The organism is Aquirufa sp. (assembly GCF_964796385.1).
Genome location: NZ_CBAUBA010000050.1, coordinates 1 through 11936, shown reverse-complemented (window position 1 = coordinate 11936; position 11936 = coordinate 1). Strand labels below are relative to the sequence as shown.

Here is an 11936-nt window from a genome sequence, read left to right as displayed (position 1 = left end):
TTCAATAACCGTACCCAATTCCTGCGAAATGTTTTTCTGAATTTCCTTCAATGAGATGAATTCATGCAACATCTCATTCATGTCATTTTTGTCCCCTTCATATTTTTCCATGCGCTCCATCACATCTTTTAGTTGTTGGTCATTATATACTTTTCGCAAGCGCAAGACATTTTTATAGGCCAAATCCTCCAACATTTCATGGTCTTCACGAACCCGAATATCATGCCGGTCCTTCCAAACGGAGGAAAGTGTATGTTTATCTGACGACACATCTATCGCAAATTGCTGAATCTCCTCATTGCCATGATGTAAATAAAATTCAGGACCTAGCACGCGCTTTGACGCAAATTCTTGTTGGCATATCCCCAAAATCTCCACAAACAAAGGCGTCTGAAATTTTACATCTTCTAACTCGTGCAACAGATATTCCATCAACGTATGTCCGGGTGCTTTTTCCGGATCTACTTCCAAATGGCCAAAATTCACGAGTAAGCGAATGCACTCCGATTCTTGGTAAAAAGCTAGACTCTGAACTTCTGCAGGAGCATCCTCTTCCGCTGCAAAAAGCGCGTTCATATCTACCTCATTTTGCGGGGATATGCTTTGAGGCGCAGAACCTGCCGACCGCTGATTCATCTTCTTCAAATGAATCTTATTCATTTCCGCCAGCAGCACATCTTCTTCCAAACGCATCATCTGAGACGTTTTTTGAATGAATAAACTACGCTGGATGGCATCCGGTATTTTAGAAATACTTTGGACCATCTCTTTAATAAGCTCCGCTTTTTTAAATGGATCATCTCCAGCTTCCTTCATAAAGAGATTCGCCTGGAACGAAATCACATCCCGCGCTTCTTTCTGAATGTATTCGATAAAAGCCTCACTACCGATCGAACGCACATAGGAATCAGGATCCTGTCCTTCTGGGAAGACCACTAGATTTACCTGCAATCCTTCCTCTAAAATTAAATCCATTCCGCGCAAAGCGGCTTTTATTCCGGCAGAATCTCCGTCATAAAGTACGGTTACGTGATTCGTAAACCGGGCAATCAACTTGATTTGCTCAATGGTTAATGAAGTTCCAGAAGAAGCAACCACATTTTTGATGCCCGCTTGATGCAAAGAAATCACATCCGTATATCCTTCCACGAGATAACAAACGTCCTTTTGACGAATTTCATTCTTCGCCTGTGCGATGCCATAGAGAACGGCCGATTTATGGTAAACTTCTGTTTCGGGCGAATTGAGGTATTTAGCTTGGTTCTTCGCGTCTGATTTTAAAATACGCGCACCAAAGGCAATCACCTTTCCTGCCACACTGTGAATCGGAAAAATGACCCTATTCCGGAATCGATCATATACCTTTCCTTCCTCGTTTTTATTGGTAACTAAACCCGCCTTCTCAATAATTTCTTGGCTAAAACCCTGTTTTAGGGCCGTCTTTAAGAACACATCCCATCCCTCCGGACTATAGCCTAATTCGAAAGCCTGAATTGTGGCGTCTGAAAATCCGCGTTCCTTGAAGTAAGGCAGCGCAATCGAACGACCCTCTTCGGAATCAATTAATTGTTTTTTGAAAAATTCTTTGGCGAACTCGAGCATGATCAATAAACTCTCGCGCTCATTTTGACGCTGAAGCTGATCATCCGTCATCTCCTCCTCCTGAATATCGATGCCGTATTTTTTGGCTAAATGACGTAATGCCTCTCCGTAACCTAAACCTTCAATGTCCATAATAAACCGGACTGAATCTCCTGCTTTTCCGCAACCAAAACATTTATAGATTCCCTTGCTCGGTGATATTGAAAACGAAGGCGTTTTCTCGCCGTGAAACGGGCAACAAGCCCAATAATTGGCCCCCTTTTTCTTGATTGTCACATAATCCCCGATCACGTCTGCCACAGCAGCCGTTTGCTTTATTCGCTCGACGGTTTCGGGATCAATGCGCATATTATAATAATAAACCGGCTAATGTGGCTGATAAATAGGACGCTAATGTCCCGGCAATCAAGGCCTTAAAGCCTAATTTCGCCAAGTCAGATCGGCGCGATGGAGCTAATTCGCCAATACCCCCAATCTGAATCGCAACGGATGAAAAATTAGCAAATCCACACAAAGCAAAACTGGTAATGGCAATGGTTTTAGGATCCAACGTGTCCTTCAATTTCACCATATCTAAGTAAGCTACAAATTCATTCACGACCATTTTCTTGCCCATCAAGGCCCCTGCTACTTCCACATCTTGAGATGGTACGCCCATAGCAAATGCAAAAACAGAGAATACTTTGCCTAAAATCAAGTTCATCGAAAGCGACGGCATATTAATCAAAGATCCAATTTGACCTAAACCTAAGTCAACCAAAGCAATTAACGCAATAAATCCAATCAACATCGCTATAACATTCAATCCTACTTTCAATCCTTCACTAGCTCCCGCGGCAATCGCGTCGACTAAATTCGCATGTGATTTTGTAATGTCCATCTTCACCATACCTTCGGTCTCCGACTTCTCAGTCTCTGGAAAAATTATTTTCGAAATTACCAACGCTCCTGGCGCAGCCATCAAACTAGCGGCCAATAAATACGCAGCAGGAACGCCTAAGGAAATATATACCGCCATGACACCACCTGCAATACAAGCAAATGATCCCGTCATCGAAGCCATGAGCTCCGAATTCGTCATGTTTTTCAAATAGGGCTTAATCATGATTTGAGCCTCCACTTGACCCACAAACGTAGAAGCAACATTGGACAAAGCCTCCGCGCCACTCACACCCATCAACCAGTGTACACCTTTTCCCATGGTCGAAACGACCCGTTGGAGCACACCCAAATGGTAAAACATATTCACTAAAACAGCAACAAAAATGATGGTAGGAACAACTTTGAAAAAGAAAATATATTCATTCCCTGGACCGAAAGCTTTGGACATCAAATTTCGATCCACCAATGAACCAAATACGAAAGCGGCCCCCTTATCAGCTTGACCTAATAACGTATTAATTGAATCACCCAACCACTGGAATGTCACTCGACCGATTTCTGTCTTCAAAATAAAAACAGCCAAAGCTACTTGTAATAATAATCCAACACCAACTGTACGGTAATTAATTGCCTTTCGATTATTGGACATTAAAAATGACACGCCCAAAATCAGAACGATACCTAATAAACCTGTAAATCTCTCCATTTATGTTGTTGTAAGGGTATTGGTGTAAGTTGCAAATGTAATCTCCTCAATTAAATCTTCCTCACTAATTGTATAAAACTCCTCATGAATATTAAATGGTTCATCACTCTCAACCTTCCAATAGGTACCATCCTCCTGCATTTCATAGGAATTAACCGTGTCACGCAAGTTCCAATCCAAAATCGTAATGGCCATGTTTTTGGCACGCGGATTCACTAATTCAAACAATGATTCGATCCTACGATCAAAGCTTCGCACCATTACGTCCGCGGAACCGCCATAAACTTTTGGTTCTCCAGCGCGATGAAAATAGTATAAACGCGTATGCTCCAGGTAATTACCCACAATAGATTTGATGAAAATATTTTCCGATAACCCTTCTCGCTGCGGACGAATACAGCAAATACCTCGAATAATTAACAAAACAGGTACACCCGCCTGAGAAGCTTTGTACAAAGCCTCCATCGTATCCAAATCTTGTAATGAATTAATCTTCCAGCAAATCCCCGCCGCCAAGCCTTGTTTATGATTAGTTATTTCCTGATTAATCATTTCAATCAAACGATTCCGCATATCCCGCGGTGCCGTAATTAAATGCTCATAATGCGTAGGCATCGAATGCCCCGTAATTACATTGAAAAACTCCGAAATATCTTGGGTAATACGCGAATCGGTTGTCAGCAACCCTAGGTCGGTGTACAACTTCGCCGTATCCTCATTGTAATTACCTGAAGATAAGTGCGCATAACTCATCACATGCGTACCCTCATTACGGATAACCTGCAGTAACTTGGTATGCGTTTTTAAACCTGGAATTCCATAAATCACGAAACATCCAGCTTTTTGTAAACGAGTCGCCTCCCGAATATTATTTTCCTCATCAAAACGCGCCTTCACTTCAAAGAGTACCGAAACGTGCTTGCCCTGTTCTGCCGCGCGCAATAATGCACCTGAAATCCGTGAATTTTTTGAAATACGATACAACGTGATTTTAATGGCCAAAACATGTGGATCCTCCGCTGCTTGCTCCAACAATTGAATCACGGGCTCAAAGTTATTATACGGATGATGCAATAAAATATCACCACGTTTCATCGTCTCGAAGATGTCAGTAATTTGCACCGACTTCAACCCTAGGGGAGGAACAACAGCCGGATTATGAGCCAGTTTTGATTTAAATTCCGGGTACTTCAATATTTGCCAGAATGCGGTAAAATCCAAAATAGATTTTTTGACAAAAATGTCCGACTTATCTAAATTCCATCGCTTCAACATCTCGCCTAGTAGAAATTCAGAATGTTCCGATTCCACTTCGACACGCGTGACACGACCTAAGCGGCGGTCTTTAATTTTCTTCTTGATTTCATCCACAAAATCAGTTTCCGCATCTTCATGCTCAACTAAATCAAAATCCCCATTTCTTGTAATCCGAAATAAAGAGGTCGATTCAATCTCCACATTTCGGTATAAAATCTGAAGGTGATGTCGGATGATTTTTTCAATAGATAAAAACAATACCTTATCGTCCCGCTCGATTACATAAAAACGCGTTAAGTTTAATGGTATCTGTACAAACGAAATTTTTCGATCTTTTTCCGGTTTACCTTTCCGGCTAATTTTATCGGTGAATCCAATGGTAACCACCCCGAAAATCAACGTTTTAGCCAACAAACTAGGAAAAGTATGCGTATGGTCAAAGACCATTGGCGTTAACATCGGATAAATTGTCCGATTAAAATACGTTTCAACATCCGCAATTTCTTCAACCGTCAAATCTTCTAAAGAAGCTAAGCTCATCCCATTTTCAGGAAAAAGTGGCAAAATTTCTTCGATAAATAAGCGGTGTTTTTCGACACTAAACTCCTTTGCCGAGGTGATTAAAGCTTGCTTAAAAGGTGTTTCGCGCAATCCGCAATAATCGGTACGCTCCTTACCAAAGTCGATGTAATTATATAATGAGCCTATTCGAATCGTAAAGAACTCATCCAAATTAGAGGCCGTAATGGCTAAAAACTTCAATCGATCAAATAAACTTTTGGAAGAATCGCGCGCTTGATCCAAAACACGCTCATCGAATTTCAACCAAGAAATATCGCGTGAAATGTAGCGAGACTTCGCAATGGTCTCCTGAGCTTTTTGTGCCGACTTCTCTAGTTTGCGAACCGCATCACGCGGGGCAACAAGATTTACTTTCCAATTTTTAGGCTTCAGGAACGACAAAAGATTCCCATTTGGAGAATCTTCTGACGCTTTGATAATTTTATCTAATCTTGAATTACTCATGCTTACATTTTTGGAATTTGGTTTTTAATCGCCTCATAATCAGAACCCAAGCGACTTGTCTCCAAGGCCAAGAATTTCTGAAGCTCCAAATTAAATATTCGTTTTTCATCAACTGTTAAGGAATCATAAAGATCCTTCAACTCTTGATTTATCGATCGTTTTTCCTCCTCAGTATCCGCATGTATGCCACGCAAATGATAAGATTTGAAATCAAATTCCATCGACCTAAACGTCTACTTTTGCGTATTTGGCATTCTTCTCGATAAAGTCACGACGAGGTGCAACCTCATCACCCATCAACATTGAGAATAATAGATCGGCCTCAATCGCCGACTCAACAGTTACTTGCTTCAAGGTACGGGACTCTGGATTCATGGTTGTTTCCCATAATTGCTCCGCATTCATCTCTCCAAGACCCTTATAGCGCTGAATACCCACACTCTCCTCTTTTCCACCGGCAGCTAATTCCTGAATAGCTAATGTTCGCTGGTCTTCCGTCCAAACATAACGAACTTGTTGGCCTTTCTTCACCTGATACAAAGGTGGCTGTGCAATATAAATACATCCACGATCCACCAATTCCCGCATGTAACGGAAAAAGAATGTCAAAATCAACGTACGAATGTGACTGCCGTCGATATCCGCATCGGTCATAATGATCACCTTGTGGTAACGCAATTTATCCATGTTCAATGCACGTTCATCTCCATCTTTTCCGAAAGAAACGCCCAGCGCAGTAATCATGTTTTTAATCTCCTCGTTCTCGTAAATACGATATTCTTGTGCTTTTTCTACGTTCAAAATCTTACCACGTAAAGGCAAAATCGCTTGGAAAGCACGGTTACGACCTTGTTTAGCCGTTCCACCCGCCGAGTCTCCCTCGACAAGGTAAATCTCACAAGTTTCTGGATCATTATCCGAGCAATCGGCTAGCTTCCCTGGCAATGAGTTTGAACCCAAAACCGTTTTTCGCTGAACCATCTCACGCGCTTTACGAGCAGCATGACGCGCTTGTGCAGCTAAAATAACTTTAGCAACGATTTGACGCGCTTCTTTTGGATGCTCCTCTAACCAAGACTCAAGCATATCCGACATGGCTGACGAAACGGCACCTGAAACTTCACCGTTACCTAATTTGGTTTTCGTTTGACCCTCAAATTGAGGCTCAGCTACTTTAACCGAAATAACGGCTGTTAAACCTTCACGGAAGTCATCTCCAGCGATGTCAATTTTTAATTTCTCTAAAGCACCCGATTTATCTGCGTAGTTTTTCAAGGTACGTGTTAATGCGCCACGGAATCCAGCAACGTGCGTTCCGCCCTCAATCGTGTTAATGTTGTTAACATACGAGACCACATTTTCTGTGTACGACGTGTTGTACATCATGGCTACCTGAACGGGTACGCCATTTTTATCGCCTTCCATGTAGATAGGTTCGGCCAATAAAGGTTCACGGGTAGCATCTAAATACAATACAAATTCACGCAAACCACCCTCTGAGAAAAACTCCTCTGAACGAGCATTACCCTCTTCATCTAATTCACGCAAATCGGTCAATTCCACACGGATACCCGCATTTAAAAATGACAACTCACGCAAACGTCCCGCTACTGTTTCGTATTTATATTCTGTTACCGTAAAGATTGACTTATCCGGTTTGAACAAAACCGAAGTACCTGTACGATCCGTTTCCCCTACTTCCTTGACAGGATATTGCGGAACACCAATCTTATATTCTTGTTGGAAAATTTTACCCTCGCGGTGTACGGTCACTTTCAAATCGGTCGACAAGGCATTTACACAGGAAACCCCCACACCGTGAAGACCACCAGAAACTTTGTATGTATCCTTGTCAAACTTTCCTCCGGCGTGAAGCACCGTCATTACAACTTCCAAAGCAGAACGCTTTTCTTTCGTGTGCATGCCCGTAGGTATACCCCGACCGTTGTCTTCAACTAAAATAGAATTATCTGTGTTGATTGTTACTTTGATCTTGTCGCAATGACCTGCCAACGCCTCATCAATGGAGTTATCGACAACCTCCCAAATCAAATGATGAAGACCCTTGAAACCGGTATCACCAATGTACATGGAAGGACGCTTGCGAACCGCCTCTAAACCTTCTAATACTTGAATATTATCTGCACCATAATTTGCCCGATCTTGAGCTGATGTATCTTGTGCTTCTGACATAATATAATTTAAATGAGTTGAACGAGCGCATTACTTTGCCCATTTTTAATTGTTGAATTTTAGCCTTAAAAATATACTTATTTACCGAAAAATCCTAATGCTTAAAATGGCGAATTCCTGTCATGACCATCGCGATATCATTTGCATCGCAATACGCGATGGAATCCTGATCTTTAATCGAACCACCTGGCTGGGTTACTGCCACAATACCGGCATTTCCCGCGATTTCAACGCAGTCAGGAAATGGGAAAAATGCATCCGATGCCATAACAGCTCCATTTAAATCAAAGCCAAATTCTTTTGCTTTTTCAATGGCTTGTTTCAAAGCGTCCACGCGTGATGTTTGACCCACACCCGATGCTAAAAGTTGGCCATCATTCGCTAACACAATCGTATTTGATTTTGTGTGCTTACAAATCTTTAAAGCAAATGCTAATGCCTGCATCTGCTCGTCTGTAGGCACGCGTTTAGTTGCAGTTTTAAAGTCGGCAATTCCTTCCATAACCAAATCCTTATCTTGCTCTAAAACGCCGTTCAACAAAGTCTTGAACATTTTCTTAGGGAATTCCACCGACTTGCGTTTCAATAAAATACGATTCTTTTTGGTTTGTAAAATCTCCAACGCCTCCGCAGTAAATGAAGGGGCAATTAAGATTTCACAGAATAATGGATTGATTGATTCCGCCGCTGCTTTATCTACTTCTTTATTGGTTGCCAAAACGCCACCAAACGCCGAAACTGGATCACAAGACAATGCCTTGTCGTAAGCTTCTTTCACTGTTTGGCCTGTTGCCACACCGCACGCATTCATGTGCTTGATGATCACAAAGGCTGTCTCATTAAATTCATCCAACAAACTAATGCACGCATCCACGTCCACTAAATTGTTGTAGGATAGTTCCTTGCCGTGAAGTTTATCGAACAAGGCCGACAAATCTCCGTAGAAGGTTCCTTGTTGGTGCGGATTCTCCCCATACCTCAACCCATTTGCTGGCAAGCTCGTATAGTTCGCTAAATCCGCCGACTCCCCAGAAAAATAGCGCTGGATCGCTCCATCGTAATGCGATGAAACGGCAAATGCTTTTTGAGCAAAGCTTCTACGCTCCGTCAGGGTTGTTGACGTCGTTCCATGCGCCGCAAAAATCGCTGAAACCTCCGCGTATTGGTCACGCGAAGAAACAATCAAAACATCGTTGAAATTTTTCGCACCTCCACGAATTAAGGAGATACCACCAATGTCTATTTTCTCAATAATATCCTCATCTGAAGCACCCGAAGCCACCGTTTCTTCAAACGGATATAGGTCGACCATCACCAAATCCAACGCCGGAATACCATATTGCTTTGCTACCTCAACATCTTCTTTCAAGTCCCGACGGTGTAAAATACCGCCAAATACTTTCGGATGTAAGGTTTTTACACGTCCACCAAAGATCGAAGGATAGCCCGTCAAGTCTTCCACGGAAATCACAGGAATGCCTAAATCTTCAATAAATGATTGGGTTCCACCAGTGGAATATAGGGTTACTCCGTTCTTGTGAAGTTCTTGGATGATCGGGGCTAAACCGTCTTTGTAATAAACCGAAATGAGGGCTGATTGGATTTTCTTTAATGACATGGGGCTTGGTAAAAATTGAAGCCACAAATGTACGCAATAAGCGCTACTTTGCCAAGCCATTTTCCACGTGTTTCTAAGGCTTTTACTTAGCTTTGGCAAACCTTGAAGGTTTGCCAAAGCTCAACGGGGAAATCTATTTTTTAGTATAATTCTCGTAACGCAACAAACCCTCCAAATAGTAATAATCCGCGTAAATTAGGGGCACATCGATCTCGGAATTGAGGGATTTTGCCCCTACGCAATGTTTTATCAAGAAGTTGTTATTCTCACCCAATGCCGCACGATATGCAGGACTTGATAATGACTCCAACATCTTCACGGCATCTGCATAGTAACGCTTGCCTTTTTGACCTGAATACGTACTCAATTCAAGCAATGCTGAAGCGGCAATTGCACCTGCCGAAGCATCGCGCTCTTCGTTGGGAATATTGGGTGCAAAAAAGTCCCAATAAGGAATTTTATCAGCAGGTAAATTCGGGTGATTAATATAGTAATCTGAAATCTTTTGCGCGAAATCCAAGTACTTTTTATCTTTCGTATTGCGGTACATTTCTACGTAACCGTACATCGCCCAGGCGTGGCCGCGGGTCCAACAAGACTCATCTTGGTACCCTTGGTGTTGTTTTTTGGCCAAAACCTTTCCATCCACATCGTATAAAATCACATGGTAACTGGAATTATCTGGACGGAAATGATGCTTCATGGTATTGTCTGCATGCGTCAACGCAATCTGACGAAAACGTGGATCTCCGGTTTCCTTAGTAGCCCAGAATAATAGATCCAAATTCATCATATTATCGATAATCACGGGATACTTGTAGCCTCCTTTGAAGCTATTCCAAGATTTGATTAGGCCAATATTTGGATCAAAACGGGTTGCCAAAGATTTGGCAGATTGAATTAATACAGCTTTATAAGCTAGATCATTTGTTAAACGCAAGCCATTACCAAAGGAATCAAACATCATGAATCCCAAATCATGGGTTCCCGTATTGAATTGTTCTTTCTTCACAGCTGCCGTCCATAAACGCGCCGCTTTCTCCCATTGCGCATCTTTTGAACGCTCATACAATTGCCACAAGCCACCCGGAAAAAATCCAGAACACCACCAACTAGATGGCATGTTCCGATAGGTTCCGTCTGGCCTAGCTGAATGGACGGTAACGGAGGTATCTGGTTGCGCGGCCAACATACGTTGATATTGCTGCTCGGCTAATTTGAATTGCTTGTTGACATCAATTTTTTGTGCAAAAATAGATAAGGGTGCCAAAAGGGCGATTAGGATAAGGTTTTTCATAGGTTTAGGTTAGACGCCGGACGTTAGACGTTAGACGTTGAAAAATTATATTATAAAATCATTTATTACTAATTATTAGTCAAAAAATTGCGCCCTCAGAATTTCCAACGTATAACGTCTAACGTCCAGCGTCTACCTCCCCATCCATCCCCCATCTACCGTCAGAATCGTCCCGTGCACATAATTCGAAGCCTCTGAAGCTAAGAAAACGGCAGGACCCTTGAAGTCATTGGGTTCACCCCAACGGCCCGCTGGAATACGTCCTAAAATGGAGGCACTCCGCTCCTTATCTTCCCGTAAAGCTATGGTATTATCTGTGGAAATATAACCAGGTGCAATCGCATTGACATTAATTCCTTTGCTCGCCCATTCATTCGCAAGCGCCATCGTCAAACGAGCAACCCCACCTTTGCTGGCCGCATAACCGGGAACGTTAATACCTCCCTGAAAACTTAATAATGAGGCCGTGAAAATGATTTTTCCAGCTCCTTGGGCCAGCATCGTTCTTCCAATTTCCCGACTCAAAATAAACTGAGACGACAAATTCACTTCCATCACCTCATCCCAATATTCATCGGAATGTTCCGCCGCCGGATCGCGTAAAATAGTCCCCGCATTATTGACTAGAATATCAATCCGTGGAGAATTACGCAAAACCGCTTTGATGAAATCGTATAACGATTCGCGGTCCGAAAAATCCGCCTGATATGCTTTAAATTTACGTCCTAAGGACGTGACAGCCTTTTCAATAGCTGACCCATTTAATTCCAAAGAAGCCGAAACTCCGATGATATCCGCACCCGCCTCCGCAAGCCCGATCGCCATCGCCATCCCGATTCCTTTTTTACATCCGGTCACGAGCGCGACCTTACCGCTTAAATTAAATGGTTGCTGCATCATATAAATTTTAAATAAAAGGCGAGTTTATCCATTTTTTACTCTATTCAAAATTATCATTTAAAATGCACCGCCGAATCATTAATTTGATAATTTTTTGTTTTCACCAATTCCAAGATCGCCGAACCTGCCAATAAAACAGGGCCGTATCCATGCGCCGCAAACGGGGAAATCGGTCGGTGATAGTAGAACGCCGGATCCCAAGCTAAGCCCGTTCCCACACAAGTTCCTTCCACATGGCCCTTTTCATTCACGCGTGTCGCTACAGCATTCCAACCTAATAGCGCCGCGGGGCCATAGGTTTTGGGATCAAGCCAACCCATATTCATTCCCTTGGCCATGACGTACGTATATATGGCGGTAGCGGAAGTTTCTAAATACGAATCGTTTTTGTCGATTAATTGATGCCAAAAACCCGTTCCATCTTGATAAGACATCAAGCCTTTTAGATGCAGCTT

At 42.5% G+C, this 11936-nt stretch carries 9 protein-coding genes; all 9 read right to left on the bottom strand.

Features of this window, described 5'->3' with window-relative positions:
• Positions 1-1950 (bottom strand): DNA primase (gene dnaG, locus AC1W6K_RS11275; protein ID WP_481947564.1); only part of this gene is annotated, 1950 nt, incomplete at its 3' end.
• Position 1951: 1 nt separating this feature from the next.
• Entirely contained in the window at positions 1952-3190 is a 1239-nt protein-coding gene (locus tag AC1W6K_RS11270) for a NupC/NupG family nucleoside CNT transporter (protein WP_395784761.1), read from the bottom strand.
• Positions 3191-5473 carry a polyphosphate kinase 1 gene (gene ppk1, locus AC1W6K_RS11265; RefSeq protein WP_481719122.1) on the bottom strand — a complete coding sequence of 761 codons (2283 nt, stop codon included), beginning with the start codon at positions 5471-5473 and terminating at the stop codon, positions 3191-3193.
• Between the two features lie 2 nt (positions 5474-5475).
• Positions 5476-5694 carry a hypothetical protein gene (locus AC1W6K_RS11260; RefSeq protein WP_481719121.1) on the bottom strand — a complete coding sequence of 73 codons (219 nt, stop codon included), beginning with the start codon at positions 5692-5694 and terminating at the stop codon, positions 5476-5478.
• A gap of 4 nt (positions 5695-5698) precedes the next feature.
• Complete coding sequence (gene gyrB, locus AC1W6K_RS11255) at positions 5699-7666, bottom strand: DNA topoisomerase (ATP-hydrolyzing) subunit B (protein ID WP_481947563.1); 1968 nt, start codon at positions 7664-7666, stop codon at positions 5699-5701.
• Between the two features lie 94 nt (positions 7667-7760).
• Positions 7761-9284: a bifunctional phosphoribosylaminoimidazolecarboxamide formyltransferase/IMP cyclohydrolase gene (gene purH / locus AC1W6K_RS11250; RefSeq protein ID WP_481947562.1), complete on the bottom strand. Its 1524-nt coding sequence runs from the start codon at positions 9282-9284 to the stop codon at positions 7761-7763.
• A 133-nt stretch (positions 9285-9417) separates the two neighbouring features.
• Complete coding sequence (locus AC1W6K_RS11245) at positions 9418-10581, bottom strand: glycoside hydrolase family 88 protein (RefSeq protein WP_481947561.1); 1164 nt, start codon at positions 10579-10581, stop codon at positions 9418-9420.
• Between the two features lie 132 nt (positions 10582-10713).
• On the bottom strand, positions 10714-11478 hold the full coding sequence (gene kduD / locus AC1W6K_RS11240) for a 2-dehydro-3-deoxy-D-gluconate 5-dehydrogenase KduD (RefSeq protein WP_481719211.1): 765 nt from the start codon (positions 11476-11478) through the stop codon (positions 10714-10716).
• Positions 11479-11534: 56 nt separating this feature from the next.
• A partial coding sequence (locus AC1W6K_RS11235) for a glycoside hydrolase family 88 protein (RefSeq protein WP_481947560.1) occupies positions 11535-11936 on the bottom strand: 402 nt, incomplete at its 5' end.

Bases quoted from the DNA above. Each gene is read 5' to 3' on its own strand.
- ppk1 (WP_481719122.1), bottom strand. From the start codon at position 5,473: ATGAGTAATTCAAGATTAGATAAAATTATCAAAGCGTCAGAAGATTCT.
- gyrB (WP_481947563.1), bottom strand. From the start codon at position 7,666: ATGTCAGAAGCACAAGATACATCAGCTCAAGATCGGGCAAATTATGGT.
- AC1W6K_RS11260 (WP_481719121.1), bottom strand. From the start codon at position 5,694: ATGGAATTTGATTTCAAATCTTATCATTTGCGTGGCATACATGCGGAT.
- AC1W6K_RS11270 (WP_395784761.1), bottom strand. From the start codon at position 3,190: ATGGAGAGATTTACAGGTTTATTAGGTATCGTTCTGATTTTGGGCGTG.
- purH (WP_481947562.1), bottom strand. From the start codon at position 9,284: ATGTCATTAAAGAAAATCCAATCAGCCCTCATTTCGGTTTATTACAAA.
- AC1W6K_RS11245 (WP_481947561.1), bottom strand. From the start codon at position 10,581: ATGAAAAACCTTATCCTAATCGCCCTTTTGGCACCCTTATCTATTTTT.
- kduD (WP_481719211.1), bottom strand. From the start codon at position 11,478: ATGCAGCAACCATTTAATTTAAGCGGTAAGGTCGCGCTCGTGACCGGA.